Source organism: Luteimonas sp. Soil_C_5, assembly GCF_057656615.1.
In genome coordinates this window covers 578,225-599,738 of sequence record NZ_JBDGKA010000003.1, presented here as the reverse complement: position 1 = coordinate 599,738, position 21,514 = coordinate 578,225, and the positions used below count along the sequence as shown (strand labels likewise).

The 21,514-nt window shown below is 68.3% G+C and carries 13 protein-coding genes; 6 read left to right on the top strand and 7 right to left on the bottom strand.

Annotated features, from left to right (window positions below; all coding sequences use genetic code 11):
- Positions 1-35 precede the first annotated feature (35 nt).
- Together AC3A5K_RS11055 and AC3A5K_RS11050 are read left to right on the top strand one after the other, a co-directional pair.
- Positions 36-3,863 (top strand): LamG-like jellyroll fold domain-containing protein, encoded by a 3,828-nt coding sequence (locus tag AC3A5K_RS11055; protein WP_487617570.1) that lies wholly within the window; start codon positions 36-38, stop codon positions 3,861-3,863.
- A complete protein-coding gene (locus AC3A5K_RS11050; protein WP_487617569.1) occupies positions 3,863-5,593 on the top strand; it encodes a glycoside hydrolase family 43 protein in 1,731 nt (576 codons plus the stop codon). Before AC3A5K_RS11055 ends, AC3A5K_RS11050 begins: the two co-directional genes overlap by 1 nt.
- Before the next feature lie 45 nt (positions 5,594-5,638).
- On the opposite strand, the gene AC3A5K_RS11045 is transcribed toward AC3A5K_RS11050, so the two are convergent.
- From AC3A5K_RS11045 to AC3A5K_RS11030, 4 genes are all read right to left on the bottom strand, one after another.
- A complete protein-coding gene (locus AC3A5K_RS11045; protein ID WP_487617738.1) occupies positions 5,639-8,011 on the bottom strand; it encodes a glycoside hydrolase family 95 protein in 2,373 nt (790 codons plus the stop codon).
- 32 nt (positions 8,012-8,043) lie between these two features.
- Positions 8,044-8,925, bottom strand: a complete 882-nt coding sequence (locus AC3A5K_RS11040) for a rhamnogalacturonan acetylesterase (RefSeq protein WP_487617568.1) — start codon at positions 8,923-8,925, stop codon at positions 8,044-8,046.
- 101 nt (positions 8,926-9,026) lie between these two features.
- Entirely contained in the window at positions 9,027-10,634 is a 1,608-nt protein-coding gene (locus tag AC3A5K_RS11035; RefSeq protein WP_487617567.1) for a carboxylesterase/lipase family protein, read from the bottom strand.
- Positions 10,627-11,589, bottom strand: coding sequence for an alpha/beta hydrolase (locus AC3A5K_RS11030; protein WP_487617566.1), 963 nt, complete (start codon positions 11,587-11,589; stop codon positions 10,627-10,629). The genes AC3A5K_RS11035 and AC3A5K_RS11030 overlap by 8 nt, the downstream gene beginning before the upstream one ends.
- Positions 11,590-11,725: 136 nt before the next feature.
- Between AC3A5K_RS11030 and AC3A5K_RS11025 the strand changes: the two genes are divergently transcribed.
- Genes AC3A5K_RS11025 through AC3A5K_RS11010 form a run of 4 tightly spaced genes read left to right on the top strand, consistent with a single transcriptional unit; the run spans position 11,726 to position 15,402 of the window.
- Positions 11,726-12,580 (top strand): 2-keto-4-pentenoate hydratase, encoded by an 855-nt coding sequence (locus tag AC3A5K_RS11025; RefSeq protein ID WP_487617565.1) that lies wholly within the window; start codon positions 11,726-11,728, stop codon positions 12,578-12,580.
- A complete protein-coding gene (locus AC3A5K_RS11020) occupies positions 12,577-13,569 on the top strand; it encodes a TRAP transporter substrate-binding protein (protein WP_487617564.1) in 993 nt (330 codons plus the stop codon). Before AC3A5K_RS11025 ends, AC3A5K_RS11020 begins: the two co-directional genes overlap by 4 nt.
- A 29-nt stretch (positions 13,570-13,598) precedes the next feature.
- Positions 13,599-14,117 carry a TRAP transporter small permease gene (locus AC3A5K_RS11015; RefSeq protein ID WP_487617563.1) on the top strand — a complete coding sequence of 173 codons (519 nt, stop codon included), beginning with the start codon at positions 13,599-13,601 and terminating at the stop codon, positions 14,115-14,117.
- Between the two features lies 1 nt (position 14,118).
- A complete protein-coding gene (locus tag AC3A5K_RS11010) occupies positions 14,119-15,402 on the top strand; it encodes a TRAP transporter large permease (RefSeq protein WP_487617562.1) in 1,284 nt (427 codons plus the stop codon).
- Between the two features lie 944 nt (positions 15,403-16,346).
- Here AC3A5K_RS11010 and fhuE read toward each other — a convergent pair.
- From fhuE to AC3A5K_RS10995, 3 genes are all read right to left on the bottom strand, one after another.
- Positions 16,347-18,500 carry a ferric-rhodotorulic acid/ferric-coprogen receptor FhuE gene (fhuE, locus tag AC3A5K_RS11005; RefSeq protein WP_487617561.1) on the bottom strand — a complete coding sequence of 718 codons (2,154 nt, stop codon included), beginning with the start codon at positions 18,498-18,500 and terminating at the stop codon, positions 16,347-16,349.
- A 374-nt stretch (positions 18,501-18,874) separates the two neighbouring features.
- Positions 18,875-19,753: a methylglyoxal synthase gene (locus AC3A5K_RS11000; protein WP_487617560.1), complete on the bottom strand. Its 879-nt coding sequence runs from the start codon at positions 19,751-19,753 to the stop codon at positions 18,875-18,877.
- The gene (locus tag AC3A5K_RS10995; protein WP_487617559.1) at positions 19,753-21,186 is read right to left on the bottom strand and encodes a sugar porter family MFS transporter; all 1,434 of its coding nucleotides are present in this window, start codon (positions 21,184-21,186) and stop codon (positions 19,753-19,755) included. The genes AC3A5K_RS11000 and AC3A5K_RS10995 overlap by 1 nt, the downstream gene beginning before the upstream one ends.
- Positions 21,187-21,514: the final 328 nt, after the last annotated feature.

Sequence of the window (21,514 nt, the reverse complement as noted above, 5' to 3'; positions counted from 1 at the left end):
GGCGGCCGCGCCATTCGCCGAAACAGGGAGATTCGATGTCCAGATTCCACCGTCGCCGCATCCTCGCCGCCAGCGTCCTGACGCTGGCCATCGCCGCCGCACATGCCGCCGACAGTCCGCGCCTGCTGTTCCACGTATCGGCCGACCAGGATTTCGTCGCCGATACCGCGGCCGGCGATCCGGTGCCGAACTTCAAGGACAAGGTGCGTCTGGTCGATGACGGCGTGCGTGGCCGCGCGATCGAATGGGACGACGACGGCGTGCTGTCGTGGAACGCGCCCGGCAACATCGATGCCGCGCGCGGCACGCTGAGCTTCTTCTGGCGCTCGCGCGATCCGGTCGGCGAGGCGCCGTTCGTGATCTTCCGCGTCGGCTATGCCGACCACTCCAGCTGGGACATGGCCTGGCTGCGCATCGACTGGAACGGCGAAGGCTTCGACGCCTTCGTGACCGACGCCAATCTGGCGCGCACGCGCGTGTCGTTCAAGATGGACGCCGCGCCCGCGGCCGATGCGTGGACGCATGTCGCCTTCGCCTGGGACGAGACCATCGGCGTGCGCCTGTACATCGACGGCCGCGAGGTCGCGCGCGAAGACCGTCCGGCGAATGCGCAGGCCGGCTTCGACTACGACGCGGGCCTGGACCAGTTCGGTCTGGCCGCGCGCATCCTCGCGCCGCACCAGGTGCAGAGCCGCTACAACTTCCTGCGCGGCAGCGATTTCGATGACATCCGCGTGCACGACCGCATGCTCGACGCCAGTGGCGTGCAGGCCGTGCGCAACTTCCGCGCGCCGACCGCTGCTGTCGCCCCCAATGATCGCCATGCCGCGTGGCTGTTCCGCCACGGCTGGGAAAACGGCGCCGCGCCGCCGGTGCTCGACACGCCGGTGACGACGATCCGCAAGGTCGAGTTCGCCGACACCAAGGACCTGAAGCAGTGGATGTGGAAGGCGACCGACGGCATCGCCGAGACCACATGGCCGGGCGTCTACAACCGCTCGCGGCTGCGCGGGCGCGACGACTACTTCCAGCTGCCCGACTGGAACACCTATGTCGACGGCGGCAAGGCGCTGGATCTGACCCTGCCCGACGAGCCCTTCAACCGCATCGAACTGCGCGGCGCCGCCTACGGCGAAGCGACCTACGGCGCCGATGCCGATACGCAGCAGCCGCTGTTCGCGCGGCCGCAGGGCGTGGTGCGCAGCGTCGACGAGTTCGAGACCCGCCAGGGCGGTCACCTGCGCTTCGCCAATACCGCGCAGGAAACGCCGATCCAGGAGATCTGGGCGTATCACGTCAGCGATGCCGCCGAACCCGAGGGCTCGGTGAAGCAGGCGTACACGATCCGCAGCAATGCCGAGATCGACTACACCAACCTCGCCGACCTGCGTGAATTCATCGAAGGCCGTTACGCCCCCGAGGAGCGCAGCATGGTGCTGGCGCTGCCGGGACGCGCGGCGTTCCGCGAACGGACCACGCCGCCGGTGCGCGAGGCCAAGCAGCCGATCGTGCACGTGCTGATTCCGTCGGGCATCGGCAATGCGCCCGCCGCGCAGCCGCTGATCCGCAGCTGGGCGCACAGCTGGGAAAACATGTACGACGGGCTCGATGGCATCGCCATCGACATTCCCGCACTGGATCTGCCCGCGACGCACAGTGTCGACGGCGTCCAGGCCATTCCGCTCAACATCCGCGTCAAGGATCCGATCTGGCCCGCGCGCGACATGATCGACGTGTCGGTCTCGGTGACGCCGGGCGGGAAGCGCACGCTGTGGCTGGACATGCGCGACCGCATCCTGACCCAGGACAGCCTGTGGATCAGCATCGCCTCGGCAGCGCCGGGCTTCGATGCGGCCGCGCTCGACGGCGCCGAAGTGCGCATGGTCTACAAGCCGCGCGAAGAGGCAATCGCCGAGCATGTTGCCGACCGCTTCAACCAGGTCCGCGACAACTGGGGCTTCCTGGTCGAGGAGCACACCACGTCGAAGCGCCAGCGCCTGTACGCACGTGCGTTCGCCGATATCAGCGATCTGCTGCGGGTGGATCCGGATCATGAGCTGGGCCGGCGCTACTGGAACTACATGAGCTACAACAGCCAGGGCCTGCCGCCGTTCGAACAGCCCGAAGCGCCGGCCGGCGTGCCGCTGTGGGCGTTCCGCCAGCTGGAAGACCTCAAGGCCGTGCGCCGTTTCATCGAATGGTGGATCGACGAGCGCCAGGTCGAGTTCGGCGATTTCGGCGGCGGCATTTCCGACGACAGCGATCTGTCGCAGCAGTGGCCGGGCCTGGCGCTGATGGGCGTGATCCCGGACAAGATCAACGCCTCGATCACCGCACTCGCGGATGCGGCCTACGAGAACGACATGTTCGTCGGCGGCCTGTCGACCATCGAGACCGACGAGCTGCATGCCTACGAGGAAGGCATCAACACCAACAGCGCGATGTATCTGCTGAACTGGGGCGACCCGCTGACCACGACGCGGCTGATGGAAACCGTGCGCGATCTCGACGAGAAGATCGTGTTGCGCAACCCGCAGGGCCACGTGCTGTTCTCGAGCAACTGGTTCGGCGGCAACAAGGTCTACCGCGAGCCGCGCTGGCAGTGGCAGAAGCCGTATTCGTTCCCGGTGCTGCATCCGGCGTTCCTGCTCGGCGTGTTCAATGCCGACCCGACCAGCCGCGCGATGATCACCGGCCTGGCCGATGGCTATCTCGCCCATGCCTACACCGACGAGAAGGGCGCCTGGCAGTTGCCTAACGAGATCAACTGGGCAACCGGCGAGCGCCGTGGCGGCGATCTGTTCGACGGTTCCGGCGGCGCCGACACCATGCACCTGTACTGGGCCGCGTGGCGCTGGACCGGTGACGACAAGTACCTGCAGCCGCTGCAGTACCGCGTGGACCGCAGCGGACCGGCGGGTCTGTCGAATCTGGCCGAAAACTACGTCGACGTGCTCGGCAAGCGCGAGGAGTGGGGCACGCGTCTGCAGCAGTCGGCGGACAAGGGCGACACCGGCGTGCAGAGCGTGTTCGCCTGGCAGCAGACCGGCAACAAGGCGTATCTCGAAGCCCTGCATGCGGACGGCATCCAGGCCAAGGCGATGCGCGAGTACATGAACACCGAAGGCCACTGGTGGTCGGACCGTGTCGATGCGCCCAGCGAGTTCCTGCAGCGTGCCCGCCTCGGCGGTCTGGCCCTGCGCCGCAACACGACGTATCCCGGCCACACGGTGAGCTGGCGCTTCGCGGACGACGCGCAGGCGGAAGACGTCGCGCTGCTGGTGTCGGCGCCGTCGCGCGAGTCGTTCAAGGTGATCGCGCACAACGCCGGCGCGCGCACCGCGAACGCGGCGATGACCGGCTGGAACGTCGCGCCCGGCCGCTGGCGCATCACCAGCGGTGTGGACCGCAACGGCGATGAAACCATCGACGGCCGCGCGCAGACGCGCGAGGTGCTGCTGGAATCGAGCGCATCGGTGGACCTGTCGTTCGCGTCCGGCCAGACCCAGGTCTTCGAGTTCGAGCTGATCGAAGCCGGCACGCCGGTGGAGATGCGCGCCGACATCGGCATCGGTCGCGGCGATGTGCGCGTGGTCGACGGTGCGGTCGAGGTGACCGTGCACAGCCTCGGCCATGCCGATGCGCCGGGCGGCGTCGCGATTCTCGAGGACGCGCGCGGCCGCGAACTCGCCCGCGCCGAGATTCCCGCACTCGAAGCGCCGCGTGACCTGCAGCCGCGCAACGCGACGCTGCGTCTGGAACACGCCGCCGGCGTCGATCCACGTGGTGGCCGCGTGCGCATCGCGCTGCCGGGTGACGGCGAGGAAGTGACGCGACTCAACAACATCGCCGAGGTGCATTGATGCCGGCGCATCGCGGTCTCCGGGCCGCGCTGCTGGCGGTCGCGATCGCCGGTGCCTGCACGGCACCGGCCTTCGCGCAGCCGCCGATGGCGCCGGGCGTGTGGATGCCGGACCAGGGCGACGGCACTTACGCCAATCCGATCCTGGCCGGCGACTACTCCGATCCGGACATCGTCCGCGTCGGCGAGGACTACTACCTCACCGCGTCCAGCTTCGCGAACGTGCCCGGCCTGCCGGTGCTGCATTCGCGCGATCTGGTGAACTGGACGCTGGTCGGCCACGCCCTGACGCGCCTGCCGCAGGCGCATCACGACGTGCCGCGCCGCGGCGGCGGCGTGTGGGCGCCGGCGATCCGCCATCACGACGGCCTGTTCCGCATCTTCTGGGGCGATCCGGATTTCGGCATCTACACCGTGACCGCCGAAGATCCGGCCGGTCCGTGGAGCGATCCGATCCTCGTCGACAATCCCGGCGGCGCGATCGATCCGGCGCCGTTCTGGGACGACGACGGCCAGGGCTGGATCGTCTACTCGTACGCGAAATCGCGCTCGGGCAAGATCAATCTCGTCGCGCTCAAACAGCTCGACGACAGCGGCACGCGCGCGGTCGGCGCGGAACGCATCATCGTCGACGGCGACACGCTGGCGCAGGTCGAGACCTCGGACGGGCCCAAGACCTGGGTCGTCATCGAAGGCGGCAAGCTCTACAAGCTCGACGGCTGGTACTGGCTGTTCGCGCCGGCTGGCGGGGTCAAGGGCGGTTGGCAGGGCGTGTTCCGGTCGCGCGACATCGCCGGCCCCTACGAAGCGCGCAACGTGCTCGACCAGGGCGACACGCCGGTCAACGGTCCGCACCAGGGCGGCTGGGTCGACACGCCGCAGGGCGAGCACTGGTTCGTGCATTTCTCCGATGCGGATGCGTACGGGCGCCGCGTGCATCTGCAGCCGATGACCTGGAACGCCGACGGCTGGCCGCTGATCGGTACGCCGCAGCCGGGCACGCATCGCGGGCAACCGGTGCTGACGCACGCGAAGCCCGCATTGCCGCCGCAGCCTGCGACTGCGCCCGTCGTCGACGACAGCTTCGATGGTGGCTTCCACCTCGGCTGGCAATGGCAATCCAACCCGGCGGCCGACTGGCATGACGCATCGGCCAAGGGCGTGCTGCGGCTGAAGTCGGCGTCGTCGCCGGCCAACCTGTGGGAAGCCGGCCACGTGCTGTCGCAGAAGCTGCCGGGCATGACCTTCAGTGCGACGACGACGCTGGAGTTCGCACCGGTCGCGGTCGGCGAGCGCGCGGGGCTCACGCTGTTCGGCGCGGCCTACGGCTGGATCGGACTCGAGCACACCGCGGACGGCACGCGCCTCGTGCAGGTCACGCGCGAGGACGCGGCCGGGCAGGGCGATGCGCGCAGCGTCACTGCAGATGTCGCGATCGATGGGCCGGTCCACCTGCGTGTCGATGTGGCGCCGGTCGAAGTCGCGGTCGCGCCGCCGGCGGATCCCACGCGCTACTGGCCGTCGATGGAACGCGCGTACCACGCACGCGCCCAGTTCCACTACAGCCTCGACGGCGAGGCCTGGATCGCCCTCGGTGAACCGGTGACTGTGCTGCCGGGTCGATGGGTGGGCGCGCAACTGGGTCTGTTCGCGCAGAGTCCGGCCGGCACACCGGCGTTCACTGCGACGCGCGTCGGCTACGCGGACTTCGACGACTTCCGCGTGCGCTGAGCCGATGCGCCCGGGCGAACATCCCGGGCGCACTCGACTCGCGGTCTAGCGCTGTCGCAGCGCGCCATCCGCCCAGTGCAGCGTCAGCGCCTGGCCCGCATCGAGCGACCAGACACTTTCGACGTTGCCGTAATCGAGCCGGTAGCGACCGCCCTTGCCGCTGCGCAGCGTGACTGTCGACAGCGCGCCGTCCGCCCAGTCGATATCCACGGTCGCAGTGTTGCGCGCGCGCAGGCCGCGCACCTCGCCACGCGTCCAGCGCTTCGGCAGCGCCGGCAGCAGGAAGATCGTGCCACCCCAGCTCTGCATCAGCATTTCGGTGATGCCGGCCGTGCCGCCGAAGTTGCCGTCGATCTGGAACGGCGGATGCGCGTCGAACAGGTTGGGATACGTGCGCTCCGGGCTGAGCAGCATTTCGAGGATCTTGTAGGCGTGCTCACCGTCGCGCAGGCGCGCCCACAGGTTCAGGCGCCAGCCGATGCCCCAGCCCGTCGCGTCGTCGCCGCGAATCTCCAGGGACTTCCGCGCCGCGGCCGCGAGCGCCGGTGTGTCGCGCATGTTGATCTGGCTCGAGGGATGCAACGCATACAGATGCGAGACGTGCCGGTGGTGGATCTCCGGCGCATCCATGTCCCAGTCCTCGCGCCACTCCTGCAACTGCCCGGCCTTGCCGATGCGATCCGGCGGCAGGCGGTCGCGGATGGCGCGCAATTGTTCGGCGAAACCGGCGTCGGTCTCCAGCAATGCGGTCGCTTCGATGCAGCAGTCGAACAGGTCGCGCAGCAGCTGCGAGTCCATTGCAGGGCCTGCGCACAGGCTGGAGCCGAAGGGATGCCGGTTCTCCGGCGACGTCGATGGATTGGTGACCAGTTCGCCGGTCGCGGGATCTTCCTGCAGCGCGGCGACGAAGAACTCGGCGGCGCCGCGAAACAGCGGCCAGACGCGACGCAGATAGTCCAGGTCGCGGCCGTAATCCCAGTGGTCCCACAGATGCATCAGCAGCCAGGCGCCGCCCATGGGCCAGGTGCCGAAGCGCGCGCCGTCGATGATGCTGGTCTGCCGCCACAGGTCGGTGTTGTGATGCACCACCCAGCCGGGCGCGCCGTACATCTGACGTGCAGTGCGCGCTCCGGTGACAGAGAGATCCTCGATCATCCGCTGCAGGGGTTCCACCAGCTCCGGCAGTGCGGTCATTTCCGCCGGCCAGTAGTTCATCTGGGTGTTGATGTTGATCGTCCATTTGCTCGACCACGGTGGGTCGAGCAGGTCGTTCCAGATGCCCTGCAGGTTCGCCGGCTGCGAACCGGGCTGCGAACTCGCGATCAGCAGATAGCGGCCGAACTGGAAGTACAACGCGGCGAGCGCGGGATCGTCCTGGGTGGCGAAGCGGTCGACGCGGATGTCGGTCGTGCGCGCCGCGAACTCGGTGGTGCCGAGATCGAGATGCACACGGCGGAACAGACGCTGGTGCGCGTCGACGTGCGCGGTGTGCAACGCGTCCCAGGTCTTTGCAGCTGCCGATGCGATGCGTTGGGCGGTGATGCGGTCGGGGTCGCCGCTGACATCGTCGTAGCGCACATAGCTCGTCGCCGCTGCACCAACCAGCAGCAGTTCGTCGACACCCGTGAAGCGCAAGCGGTTGCCGACGGTCTCCATCCGGCCGCCGCGCGCGGAGACGCGGTTGCGCTGGGTGAAGCGCAGACCGCCCTCGACGCCGAAGCGGGTGCCGTTGGTCCCGCGCAGCAGCAGCTCGGCGTTCTCCACGGTGATCGTGTTGGCCTGTTCGCTGGCCGCCGAGAGCCAGCCGGACAATGCGCCGGCGCGGTCGGCGCGCAGGCGCAGCACGAGGCAGTGATCGACTGGCGAGATGAAGACTTCGCGGGTATAGGTCACATCACCGGCGCGGAAGCGGGTGGTCGTGGTGGCGGTGTCGAGATCGAGTTCCCGGCGGTACTGCGTGATCGCACCGAGGCCGTCGAGATCCAGCCATAGATCGCCCAGCGCCTGGTAGGGCATCTGCCGGATCGGATCGGACATCAGCTTCGACTGGGTCAGGGCTTCCGCGTCGGCATAGCGGCCATCGAAGATCAGGCGGCGGACCTCGGCCACCGCATCCTGCGCATCGTCCGGATTCGCGTCATAGGGACGGCCTGCGAACAGCGTGTCCTCGTTGAGCTGCAGCCGCTCGCGCGCGGTGCCGCCCCAGACCATCGCACCGAAACTGCCGTTGCCCAGCGGCAGCGCATCGACCCATTGGCGCGCCGGCACCCGGTACCAGAGTTTGAGCGCGTCTTCGGGTGTGCGTGGCACGCCTTCGGCATGCGCCTGAGCGAACGCCATCGACGGCAGGTGTGCCATCAACACGCTGGAGGCGGCCGCGGCCAGTAGACCGCGACGCTGTAGATCGACCATGCGGATGTCCTTTCCTCGAAAAGAGATGTGGTGCGGTGTCAGGGGATCAGGTTGCGGCGCAGCGTCGGCACCTGCTGCGCGAGTTCGTCGGCGACGATCGCCGCAAACAGCGCAGCGCCGTCCGGGCCCAGATGGGTGTAATCGAAGGCGAGCTTCGCTTGGCCCATCGGCTCGGTCGCGGCGTTGTCCTGCGCGACCGCCGTCACTGGCGCTGCCGCGGTCGCCGCGGGCGTGGCGGCGGGCGGCGTACCGATGGTGGTGCCGGCCTGCGCGGCTGTGACTTGTTCCGGCGTTGCCGGTCGCTGCGCCGTGCGCATCGCCAGCACCGGGCCCATGCCTTGCACCAGTGCCTGGCTGCGCGCGTGCAGGTCGACCAAGGGCACGTCGAGTTCGCGCGCGACCGCGCGCGTGGATTCCGCCCACGGCGCGAGATCGTCGAGCAACGCACCGGCCTCGAACTGCCTGCGTGTCAGCGGCGTGACCAGTACCGGGTGTGCGCCGGCGGCGCGGATTTCAGCGACGTAGCGGCGCAGGTTGTCCGGGTATTCGGTGGCGAGATCGGTCGAGCGGCCCGGCTTGCCCGGCTGGTCGTTGTGGCCGAACTGCACCAGCACGTAGACCGCGTCGAACGGCCCGGCGCGCATTTCGTGCAGCGCGATCTCCCACGAGCCTTCGGCGCGGTAGTTGTAGGTGCTGCGTCCGCCGCGGGCGAGGTTGGTGCAGGCGAGGAACGAGGCGACGTGGCGATCGCAGAATGCGCCGCCCCAGCCACCCTGCACGGCCGTCGTGGAATCGCCGACCAGCACGATCTTGCTGGCGCGGATCGGCGTCACCGGCGGCCGCATGGGGTCATCGGCCGCGATCGCGGGCCAGGGGGCGAGCAAAGCGCAGGCGAGGGCGGTAGCAAGACATCGACGCATCGGAACGGTTCCAGTCAGGGAGTGGGAGGCGACGGTCCGTGTCGCGGCATCAGACGGCGTGTATGCCGCATGCAGTGCGGACACACAGGCCGAAGCCGTGGTTACTGGGTGCCGCGCTGCACGAACGGCGCCTGTTGGTAGAGCCGGCGCTCGCCGCCGCGTGGATCGTGCTCGAGACGCGGCGCCGCATCGAAGACCATCGTCTCGCGCGACGCCATCGAGTACGGCGCCCACGCCGGCATGCCGGCGTGGTTGGGATCGCCGCTGCGTGCGAAGGCCAGCAGTGCGTCGCGCATGGTCGCGGCGACCGCGCGGGCGTCCTTGGTGTCGCCGGTCTTCGCATCCGCCACGGCGGTGTTGTCGAACACCAGTGGAATGTCGAGCGTGTGGAATGCGCGCAGGCGCTTTCCTTCTTCGGTGCTCGGATACCAGTCGAGCTGGTAGGCCCAGGTGTTGGTGCCCTGCGCGGCGCGTACTTCCAGTTCCTCGACCGCGCCGCGCCACGAACGTCCAGCGGTGGTCGCGGCGAAGAACACCTCCGACGGCGTGTAGTCCGGATAGAGGCGTCGGTACTCGGCGACGACGACCGCGGGATCGAGATCGACGAACTGCTGCGTGCGCAGCTTGTCCGGCAACGCATCCCAGGTCAGCGCGAAGTTGTCCGGATCGTTGCCGAGGAAGGCGCGCGTCTCATCGCGCGTGTTGCCGATGACCATCGGGATGCCGGCCGACTGCGGCGGCGCATCGGGCCAGAACGGATGCCGCGGCAGATGCACCGTGTCGACGACCGGGCCGAAATACAGCGCGCTGTCTTCGACGCGCGACGGGTCGCGCGCGCGCTGCGCATCGAGCAGTGCCTGCATCGGCAGCGTGCGCAACCGCTGGAGTTCGCCGGGCGCGATGCCCAGTGCATCGAGAAAGATCTGCGCGCGCTGCGTGGCTGCACGTGGCCCGGCGGCGGTGACCTGCTGGCCGCTCATCGTCCAGGCCCGATGGAACAGGCCGCGCGCGGCCGGCATCGCCATCAGCGTCGCGATCTTCGCGCCACCGCCAGACTGACCGAACACGGTGACGTTGCCGGCATCGCCGCCGAATTCAGCTGCATGCGCGCGCACCCATTCCAGCGCCTGCACCAGATCGAGCTGGCCGACGTTGCCCGCATGCGCGAACGAGGCATCGCCGAGATCGCGCAGGTGCAGATACCCGAACGCGTTGAGCCGGTGATTGACCGTGACCACCACGACATCGCCGCTGCGAGACAGTGCGCCGCCGTCATAGAGCGGATCGCTGCCCGAGCCTGTGTTGAAGGCGCCGCCGTGGATGTAGACCAGCACCGGGCGGCTGGCGCCATCGCGCAGCGCGGGCGTCCAGATGTTCAGACGCAGGCAGTCCTCGCTGCCGGGCCCGTCGCTGCCGCGCTGCGGCGCCGACGGGCCGTAGTCGAATGCATCGCGCACGCCGCGCCAGGCGGTTTCCTGCAGCGCCGGCTGCCAGCGACGCGGCGCGGTGTCGGCGCCATACGGCACGCCGCGGAAGACGTGCACGCCCTGCTCGATCCTGCCGCCGATGCGGCCACCGCGCACGCGCGCGACGGTGGTGCGGGGCGCGGTGTCGGCGGCGAATGCGCCGGGCAGCGCGGACAGGGCCGCAACGCCGGCGCCGACGCGCAACCAGTGGCGACGGCCGGGATCGGTCGGGATATCAGTCATGGGAGCGGGTCTGTTCCTGGATCCAGTCAAGGGCGAGCTGCGGCCAGCGGGCGAGGGCGCCGGTGGCCCCACGCGTGCCAAAGCCATGTCCGCCTCGGGGAAAGATGTGCAGCGAGGCCGGCACGCTAGCGCGCACGGCGGCGGCATGCATCGCCAGCGCATTGCCGACCGGCACGACATCGTCGTCCTGCGCATGCAGCAGGAACAGCGGCGGCGTGCGGCTGTCGACGTGCAGATCGGGCGAATAACGGTCGAGCGCGATCGCTTCGGGCGTGTCGCCCGCGGCGAGGACGCGCGCGCGGGAGCCGGCGTGCGCCAGCGGTGCGTGCATCGAGATCACGGGATAGACGAGCAGGGCAAAGTCGGGTCGAAACGACTGCGTATCCGCCGCATCGCTGTCGGCGTAGGCCGCATCGGGTGTCGTGGCGAGTCGCGCGGCGACGTGGCCGCCTGCGGAAAAGCCCATGACGCCGACGCGCGCCGGATCGATGCCGTAGTCGGATGCATGCGCACGGATCAGCCGCATCGCGCGTTGCGCATCGGCCAGCGGCGCATCGGCGCCTTCTGCGTGGAGGCGGTCCGGCAGCCGGTAGCGCAGCACGAACAGGGTGATGCCCGCGGCTTCCACGAAGGCCGGCACCAGCGCCGTGCCTTCCTTGTCGAGCACGATGCGCGCGTAACCGCCGCCGGGCGTGACCAGCAGCGCGAGGCCGTTCGGACGTTCGGGTGCGTATACGGCGAGATAGGGCGCGCGGACGTCTTCGATGATGCGATCGGGAACGGATGGATCGTTGCTGCGTTCGTTAATCCGTCCAGCGGTGTCATCGATGGAGGACGTCCACAACCCGATCTTCGGCACGGCATCGTTCAGTGCGGGCGCTGCGACTGCTGTGGTCATGACAACCAGCATGCAGGCGCCGAAAACGCTGGAAATTCCGCATCGCAACATCCGCATTCACTCCACTCACCGAACCGCGGCCGCGTGTTTTTGCCGCACTGCACATTGAAGATGACACCGGTTTACCATACAAGACACCACCAGCCACCGCGATCTGCGGTGCAGCACACGGTCCCAGGCCAGGAGTAACGAGTTGAATAACGCCTCCGCGCATCCGTCGTCGTCCCAGGCGACGTCGAACGACGCCACCCGCGGCATCGTCGAGTCCTTCCTCGACGCGCGGCGCAAAGGGCGCTCGCTGCCCGACTTCCCGGGCGAGATCCCCGCTGATCTCGTCTCCGCCTATGCAGTGCAGGACGCCGCGATCGCCGGTTGGCCCGACACCGTCGTCGGCTGGAAGGTCGGCTTCATCGCACCGGAAAAGCGCGATGCGTCCGGCGACGACCGCCTGCTCGGCCCGGTGTTCCAGGGACGTCTGCAGCAGGCCGATGCAGCGACCGAGTTCCACATCTTCGAAGGCGGTTTCGGCGCGATCGAGGCCGAATACGTGCTGCGTCTCGACGCCGACGCACCGGCCGACAAGACCGAGTGGACGCCGGACGAAGCCGCGGCGCTGGCCTCCACGCTGTTCATCGGCATGGAAGTCGCCAGCAGCCCGCTGGCCACGATCAACCAGCTCGGCCCGCGCGTCGTGGTGTCGGACTTCGGCAACAACAACGGCCTGGTCGTCGGCGGCGAGATCGCCGACTGGACCGCGCTCGACGAGACCACGCTGACCGCGGAAAGCTGGATCGACGACACGCGCGTCGGCACCGGCGGCGCGACCACGCTGCCCGGCGGCCTGCGCACGGCGATCGCCTTCGCACTGGGTCGCTCGGCGCGTCGCGGACGTCCGCTGAAGGCCGGCGACCTGATCGCCACCGGCAATGCCACCGGTATCCACGACATCCTGCCGGGCCAGCGCGCCCGCGTGGTATTCGCCGGTTACGGCGAGCTGGTGCTGACCGCGCGCGCCGCGGCGGCGCGTATGGAGGAGGACGCCGCATGACGACGCGCCGCGCCTTCCTCGCCGGAATCGGCGCGGCCTGCGCCGCGCCCCTGCTACCGTCGGCCCTGCATGCCGACGACGCGAACACCGTCCTCACCGCGACCGACGTCCACGTCGCCGACTACCCCACCGTCAACGCGGTGAAGTGGATCGGTGAAACGATGGCGCGCGAGACCAACGGTCGCGTGCGTCTGCGCCAGTACCACTCCGGCCAGCTGGGCCGCGAGTCGGAAGCGATCGACATGGCGCGCTTCGGTGCCATCGACATCACCCGCGTGTACGCCGGTGCGCTCAACAACGCGTTTCCGTTGACCACCGCGCTGTGCCTGCCGTACGCATTCGATTCGGTCGCGCACATGCGGCATGCGCTGGATGCCGGCGTGGCGCAGACCGTGCTCGACGGTTTCGGCACCCGCGATCTCGTCGGCCTGGCGGTCTACGACAGCGGTGCGCGCTGCTTCTACAACACGCGCCATCCGATCATCACGCCGGCCGACCTGCGCGGCCTGAAGCTGCGCGTCGCCTCTTCGGACATGTTCATCGACCTGGTGCGGCTGCTGGGTGCGAACCCGACGCCGATGTCGCTGGGCGACACGTTCTCCGGCATGGAGACGCACATGATCGACGGCGCCGAAAACAACATGCGCAGCTTCCACTCCAGCCGTCACTTCGAGGCCGCGCACTACTGGTCGCAGAGCGAGCATTCGTATGCGCCCGACATCCTGCTGATCTCGCGCAGCTCGCTCGATGCGCTGCGTCCGGGCGATCGAGACCTGCTGATCGACACCGCGCGGGCGTCCGTGCCGGTGATGCGCAAAATGTGGGACGAGTCCGAAGGCGCTGCGCGCCAGCAGGTGCAGGACTACGGCATCGAGTTCAACGATGTCGACATGGCCGCCTTCCGCACCGCGGCGCAGCCGATCCGCGACCGCTATCTGCAGCAGCCGGAACTGCAGACCCTCTACCGTCGCATCCGCGACCTCGCCTGATTCGACAGAATCCGACACGGGAATCGACCATGTCCGAAGACACGACCCTCGCGCTCGAAGACGCTCCCAAAAGTGCGCTCGATCGCCTGGCCGACGCCGTCATCGCCATTGCCGCCACCGCCCTGTTCGGGCTGGTGATCGTGCAGGGCTGGCAGGTGTTCGCCCGCTACGTCATCAATGATTCGCCCAGCTGGACCGAGCCGGTGACCCTGCTGCTGCTGAGTATCGCCATGAGCCTCGGCGCTGCGGCGGGCGTGCATACCCGCCGCCATTTCGGTTTCTTCCTGCTGCAGGAGCATATGCGTCCTGCCATCCGCAAGCTGGTGGATCTGCTGATCCCGCTGGTGATCATCTCGATCGGTGCGGTCATCGCGTACTGGGGCGCGGTGCTACTTTTCGACGGCCTGCACATCAAGACCGCCGGGGCGTCGATGCCGCAGAGCATCAACTATCTGCCGCTGTCGCTGGGCGGCGCGTTGATGGTGGTGTTCGCACTCAATCAATTCGTGGGCGTGCTCCGCGCCGCGCCGGCCGGGGAGGGCCACTGATATGGCCATCGCGCTTCTTTTCATCGTCTTCGCACTGCTGCTGACGCTCGGCGTGCCTGTGGCGTTCGCGCTCGCAGCTGCCGCTCTGGCAACGCTGCTGTATCTCGACCTGCCCTCGATCGTGCTGGTGCAGCAGGTGTCGGCCGGTATCGGCACCGCCTCGCTGATCGCGATTCCGCTCTTCATCTTCGCCGGCGAGATCATGATGCGCGGCGGCATCTCCGAGCGGCTCATCTCGCTGGCCTCGTCGCTGGTCGGGCGTATGCGCGGTGGTCTCGGGCAGGTCTCGATCCTGTCGTCGCTGTTCTTCGGCGGCGTGTCGGGCTCGGCGATCGCCGACGTCTCCGCGGTCGGCGGCACGATGATTCCGCAGATGGTCAAGCGCGGCTACGACCGTGACTTCGCGGTCAACGTCAGCATCACCGCGGCGCTGGTGGCGCTGCTGGTGCCGCCGTCGCACAACCTGATCCTCTACACCGCCGCGGCCGGTGGCGGTCTGTCGATCGCCGACCTGTTCGCGGCGGGCATCATGCCGGCGCTGCTGATGACCGCCGCGCTGATGGTCACGGGTTATTTCGTCGCCCGGCACCGTGGTTACGGCGTTGAGATCTTCCCGGGCTGGCGCGCGGTGCTGCTGCGCCTGGTGTCCGCACTGCCAGGCCTGGGTCTGGTGGCGCTGATCTTCGTCGGTATCCGCATGGGCATCTTCACCGCGGTAGAGAGTGCGGCCGTCGCCGTGGTCTACGCGTTGCTGGTGACGATCGTGCTGTATCGCCAGCTCAGGCTGCGCGAGTTCAAGGAGACGATCGTCCACGCTGCGCGCAGCACCGGCGTCATCCTGTTCGTGATCGCGACGGCTTCGGTGTTCGGCTGGCTGCTGGCCTACCTGCAGGTGCCGTCAGCTGCGGTCGACTTCCTGCAGTCCTTCGCCCACAGCAAGCTCGCCGTGCTGCTGATGATCATTCTGGTGCTGTTGCTGCTGGGAACGTTCATGGATCTGGCGCCGCTGATCCTGATCTGTACCCCGATCTTCCTGCCCGTCGCCCGCGCCTACGGCATCGATCCGATCCACTTCGGTCTGGTGCTGGTGCTGGCCGGCGGTCTCGGTCTGGTGACGCCGCCGGTGGGCTCGGTGCTGTTCATCGGTACCGCGATCGGCAAGATCACCGTCGGCGAGAGCATGCGCACGATCTGGCCGTTCTGGCTGGCGGGCTTCGCGGTGCTGCTGATTGTGGCGCTGTTCCCGGGCCTGTCGCTGTGGCTGCCGGGTGTGCTGCGCGCCTGATCGGCGGGTAGTGATGGATTGATGAGACGGCCCCGCTTGCGGGGCCGTCTGCATGTTGGCGTCGGCCGCGACGCATTGCGGCTGGAACGCGATGCTCCGGCTCTGGATCCGGCTCTGGATCCGGCTTTGGACGTCTGAGCATCGGGTCGCAGGGCGAGCCCTGTCCGGGCACAGCAGGTCCGACTGTGGACCTCATGCGCGCCGCGCATCGAAGCCATGCAGTCCGGCCCGGCTTGCGTCCGGCGGAAGCAGGCCGCTGCCCGCCTGCTGCATTCGTCCGTTGGTCTCGCATCGTGCGTCGTAGTGCATCTGCCTGGTCGCAGGTGTTCGACAGCGCCGGACAAGGCCTCGCACGCATGCGAGACGGTCCTTCAACGGAAAGCCGGCCACCGCGTCCACTCGGTTTCGCCGCAGCCCTGCGCCGGGTTTCAGGTGCGCACGCACGCCAAAAGCAGGGTCGGGGAGCGCGACGAAGCTGTCAGACCAGGCGCGCAGCTGCCGTGTCCCCATGGGCGTTCCACACAGGCGTCCCGTCGGACGTGCGCCGATGCGGCCCGTGATATCGAAGTGCTGCTCGCCAGGTCCGACGCGACACTTCCGGAGCTCGAGGCGCTGCGTCGAGACCACGTTGCAGCGAAGGCGGATCGCGCCTTGACCGCATGGGGTTGAGTAGGCCGCGCCCGAAGCAACTCTCCGATCAGGAATGCCACGGCTGGCGCCAGGCCGGGTTGCCGATCCAGCGCGGCGACCACGACGCAGCCGGGACAGACACGAACGCCGACGTTCGACATCCGGGCACTGCGGGGGCGCACCTGTGCAAGGCGCGCCCGATGATCATGTCAGGCCGTTCGTGGCCGGATCCGCCAAGTGCCCGGATGGAGCCCGTGCACTCAGCAGATGCAGGCGGTCGTCATGCGGGGTGACCGCACGACGACCGTGCCGGATCAGAAGCTGTAGGTGAAGGTCAGCTGGCCGTTGCGCTCTTCGCCGAACGCGCCGTAGCCGTTGACCTGCGAGAGGTACGTCTTGTCCAGCAGATTGTTGAGGTTCAACTGCGCGCTGAATTGCGGGGCGATCCGGTAACGCGCGAAGACGTTGACCAGGGCATAGGCGCCTTGCTCCAGCTCGAGGTCATAGGCCGGCACCGGATAGTAGATGCGGTTCTGCCAGTTCACGCCGCCGCCCACGGTCAGTGCCGGCAGGCTGCGCGGGGTGTAGCTGGTGAAGGCCTTGATCGTGGACTGCGGCAGGCGCGTGTTGATGTCGACGCCATCGACGTCCTGGGCGACGTAACGCGAGGCGCCGAATGTCGCGTTCCAGCCGGGCGCCAGCTCGCCATTGATTTCGAACTCGATGCCACGGCTGACGGTGCCGCGGGCCGCCACGTAGGCGAACTCGTTCGGCTGGCTCGGGATCGGCGTGCTGGTGATCTGGGCCACGTTGTCCTGTTCGATACGGAACACCGCGAACGACGCGTTGAGGCGGTTGTCGAACCAGGCGCCCTTGACGCCGATCTCGTAGCTCTGGCCGTCGATCGGATCCAGATAGTTGTAGTCGATGTCGCGGGCGACCTGCGGCTGGAAGATCTCGGTGTAGCTGGCGTAGGTGGAATACGTGTCGTTGATCTCGAACACGAGGCCGGCATACGGCGTGGTCGAGGTGTGCTTGCGGTCCGCCAGCTCGCCTTCGCTCTTCCACTCGGTGTAGCGCGCGCCGAGAATCAGCTTCAGCGGATCGGCCAGCGACAGGCGGGTGGCCGCGTAGGCCGCCTTCTGGGTGATCGTGCCCTCGCTGGCCAGCGTCAGCGGATTCCACACCGGCTGCGGGAAATTCCGGATGTCATCGGGGTAGGCCATCGGCGCCCAGCCGCCCTGGTAATCGCCGTAGTTCGCGAACTCGCGCCTGTTGTAGCTCAGGCCGCCCATCAGCTGGTGCTCGCGGCCGAACAGGCGGAACGGGCCGTCGACGTAGCCGTCGACCGCATTGACCTCGCGCTCGGTGTTGTACAGACCGGCCGACGGCGTAACGCCGGCGCCGGTCTCGCGATCGAGCAGCGATGCGCCGGTCATCCAGTCGTTGTAGGCGGGATAGAACAGCTTGTCGTCCGCCTGGCTCCGGTCGTGCGTCGCACCGACCCGGATGTTCCAGCCGCTGGCGAACGCATGCCGGAGGGTGGCGAACGCACGCTTGCTGGTGGTATCCCAGTAGGTCCAGTCCGGATTGGCGTTGAACGAAGCGTCGTACGGCGTCCGCGTGCCGTCCGAGTACAGCATCGGGAAGCCGCCCCAGGTCGCACCGTTCGCGCGCTTCTGCTGGTAGTCGTAGCCCACGCTGAGCTGGGTGTCGGGTGTGAGGTCGGCATCGACCACCAGATAGCCCAGCGTCTTGCGCTGGTCGTAGTGGTCCATCTGCGATTCGGTTTCCAGATAACTGCCGATCGCGCGTGCGCGCACCGTGCCGCTGGCGTTGAGTGGCGTGGTGACGTCCACCGTGGTCCGGGTCCGGCCCCAGCTGCCGACGTTCAAGGACACGCTGCCGGTCAGCGTCCGGCTGTCGGCATGCTTGCGGACCAGATTCACCGATGCCGAGGGGTTGCCCGCGCCGCTGAGCAGGCCGGTCGCCCCGCGGACGACCTCCACGCGGTCGTACAGCGCCAGGTCCAGGCCGGAATCGCCGTAGCTCCAGTTCTGCACCATCTGCGTGGGCAAGCCGTCGAACTGGTAGCTGTCGATGTAGAAGCCGCGGGCGTAGAACTCGGTGCGCTCGGTGTCGGACTGGGTGCTGCTCACGCCGGTGGTGTTGGCCAGCACGTCGATGATGTCGTCGAGGTTCTGGTCGGTGATGCGCTCGTGGCTGATGATGCTGACCGACTGCGGAATCTCGCGCGCGGTCAGGTCGAAACGGGTGCCGGCCGAGGTGCGACGCACCGAATACCCCTCCGCGCGCTCGCCCTTGACCTGCAGCGAGTCCAGCGTGGTGACCTGGCTGTCGGTGCTGTCGTCCGCGAGCACGGCGACGGGCAGGCCGGACAGCGCGATCAGCAACGCACAGGTGAGCGGCGCGCGCGCGGCCGGGAGGTGGGGGGCGTAACGGGTCATGGGGGTTCCAGTGCGGAGATGTGGGCAGGCGACCCGCGTTCGCGAGCCGTCCGATGGCGCCTGCAGCCACCTGTTCGAACAGGACGGCGCCGGGCGTCGGGCGCGCAGATAGTAATGGGAATGATTCTCGGTCACAACAATCGAGCGTCGATGTCGTGCCCGTACTGACCCCGCGGGGTCGCTGCCGACGGTCCGGCCACGCATGCAGGCCGGGGAACGCGCGTCCGTAGGTCGAAATCGTCGTGACCCAGTTCGCTGCCCGGCGATGCGCAACGCAGGACGACCCGCGCCTGTGTGGCGCGCGGCGCAGGGCGACCTGCGAGCGGTTGCGAAGTCCGACGGGCGGCGGTCTCACCGCCGGTGTGTTGGCGCTGTCAGCGTTGCGTCGACGCCGCGCGGCGCACCGCCGCCTGCGCCCACCGGTCGGCCACGCGCGGCGACGTCAGGCACGCCACCTCGTCGGTCACCGTGGTGACCGCACGTTCGAGCAGCTGGATGTCGGCCTCGTGCTGGCGCGCGACGTGCGGGTCCTCGAAGAACACCGCGCGCTGGCAGCGGCGGTCGAGGACGAGGTCGGCGATCTGGGCGTCGCCGCCGAGCGGGCCGCTCTGGAAGCGTTGCGTCCAGGCCTGGTCGCTGGGCCAGCCGCGTCGCCAGGCGAGTTCGTTGAGGCGCTGGCCGGTGGTGCCGGTCGCGATGCGGGTCTCGAACCGGGACAGCAGCTCGAAATGGCGGTCGGCGAAGTCCAGCATCTGCGGCTTCATCGCATCGTGTGCGATCAGCGCCAGCGTCTGCTGTTCGAACGCGTGCAGCGGATCGGCGCCCGGGTCGCGGGCGAGGCCGGCGTGGATGCGTTCGCTCTCCACCCAGTCGCGGGCGGAGGCGACGGTCGAGAGAAAGGGCTTGCCTTGGATCACGCACTGGCGCTTGAGCGCGATGGCTTCGGGGAAGATCGAGGACGGATCCACCGGATCGATCAGATAGACCGCGCCGTCGAGCGTGCGCCCTTCGCCCAGACCGACGACTTCGGCGACGAGTTTCATCAGGCCGCCGTCGCGGCCGTTGGGATACCGCACCAGGCGCGCGTCGTGTGCGAGCGCGCGACGCTGGACGATCGCATCGAACGTCCGCCCGACCGCATGCAGGGTCACGCCGAGCTCGCGCAGGCCGTCGCCGCTGGCCTGCAGCCAGCGGAACAGTGCGGCATCCGCATTCGCGTGGTGTCGCCGATTGGCGGCCAGGCCGAGGCGCATCACCCCTCCATCTGCTCGAGTGCGCGGCCGCGCGTCTCGTAGACGAAGCGCATCACGAACACGATCGAGATCGCCGCCGCCAGCGCGTACAGGCCATAGGCACCCGCCAGACCGATGCCCGCGAGCAGCATCGGGAAGGTCCAGGTGATCAGGAAGTTGGCGCCCCACTGGAACAGGCCCGCGACCGCCAGGCCCGAGCCGCGGATCTGGTTGGGGAACATCTCGCCGAGCATGACCCACATCACCGGGCCCCAGGAGAGATTGAAGAACACCACGTAGACGTTCGCCGCGACCAGCGCCAGCAGGCCCATGTTGTCGGACAGCGCCAGGCGGCCGTCGTCGCCGAGCGTGCCGGTGGCGAAGGCGATGGTGACCAGCGCCAGCGTCACCGTCATGCCGACCGAACCGATCCACAGCAGCGGCTTGCGACCGATGCGGTCGACCAGCAGCAGCGAACCCAGGCAGGCGCCGATGCTGAGCGCGCCGGACAGCACGTTGATCAGCAGCGCGTCGCTTTCGGAGAAACCGACGGCCTGCCACAGCACTGCGCCGTAATAGAACACGACGTTGATGCCGACCAGCTGCTGGAACGTCGCCAGACCGATGCCGATCCAGACGATCGGACGCACCTGGCCGGTGACCTTGTTGATCAGGTCCGACAGTCGCGGGCGGTGATGGTCGGTGGCGAGCGAGGCTTCGATCTCGCCCAGCGTGCGCAGACCGGTCTCGGCGCCGTACAGGCGGGTCAGCACCGCTTCGGCCTGTGCCCGGCGGCCCTTGGCAACGAGGAAGCGCGGGCTTTCGGGAATGAAGAGCAGGGCGACCAGGAAGATCACCGACGGCACGATTTCCACCCAGAACATCCAGCGCCAGGCTTCGTAGCCGAGCCAGAACTCCGCGGTGGACGCGCCGGCCATGTTGGCCAGGATGTAGTTGCTCAGGAACGCCGCGAACAGGCCACCGATGATCGCCATCTGCTGCACCGTGGCCAGGCGTCCGCGGTAACGCGCTTCGGACACCTCGGCGATGTAGGCCGGCGACATCACGCTGGCCGCGCCGACGGCAAGGCCGCCGACGATGCGGTAGATCACGAATTCCAGCGAGCCGGTCGCGATACCCGAGCCCCAGGACGAGATGAGGAACAGCACCGCGGCCACCACGAGCACGTTGCGGCGGCCGAAGTGGTCGGCCAGGCGGCCGGCGAAGAACGCACCGACTGCGCAGCCCAGCAGCATCGAGGCGACGTTGAAACCGGTGCCGACCGAATCGGAATTGAAGGCGCGTTGCAGGCCGTCGACGGTGCCGTTGATGACGCCGGAATCGAAGCCGAACAGAAAGCCGCCGATCGTCGCGACGCAGCTGATGAGGATGATGAAGCCGGTGTTGCCGCCGCGCGGTGCGTCCGTAGCGCTTCCGCTGGTGCTGATGCCCATGTGCTGTGTTCCCGATGCAGTCGCGGCGCGACGCCGCCCTCCCATGTCGGTCCGCATGCGCAGGCCGACCCCAGTCCGCGTGCGATGGACACCGGTGGACGCGCGCAGCGCGCGTCGCATGTATTCGGTGCCGTGCACGGGACGTCGGAGCGTACCGCAGGGGCGCTGCGCATGCTTGCTGCACCTGCGATTGCGCACGCCATCCATGCGATGGAGCGTTCAGAACGGGCGCGCCGGTGCTGCATTGCAAAATGCCCAATCCGTCGCGCTTTGCTACGGTCGATGACCAGCGGTGTCATCGGCCGAGTGTTCGCCGATCCCGTTCCGT